The 263-nt window shown below is 66.5% G+C and carries 1 protein-coding gene; it reads left to right on the top strand.

Annotation, left to right across the window (positions count from 1 at the left end; genetic code table 11):
- A partial coding sequence (locus tag AAEZ06_RS27500; protein ID WP_350617286.1) for an aminotransferase class III-fold pyridoxal phosphate-dependent enzyme occupies positions 1-263 on the top strand: 263 nt, incomplete at both ends.

Genomic DNA, 263 nt, shown 5'->3' with positions numbered 1-263 from the left:
GAACTACGGCGTGCGCGCCGACATCGTAACCCTGGGCAAAGGCCTGGGCGGCGGCGTGCCGTTGGCCGCATTGCTGGCCCGTGGCAAGGCATGCTGCCTGGAGCCCGGCGAGTTGGGCGGCACCCACCACGGCAACGCGTTGATGACGGCGGCCGGTGTGGCGGTGCTCGACACGATTCTGGAAAAAGATTTTCTGGCGCAAGTGCGCGACGCGGGTCAGTACCTGCGCGAAGGGCTGGGGCGACTGGCCAATAGTTATGCAC

This window comes from Pseudomonas sp. HY7a-MNA-CIBAN-0227 (assembly GCF_040310325.1).
Taxonomy (GTDB): domain Bacteria; phylum Pseudomonadota; class Gammaproteobacteria; order Pseudomonadales; family Pseudomonadaceae; genus Aquipseudomonas.
This window is presented reverse-complemented; position numbering and strand designations above follow the sequence as displayed.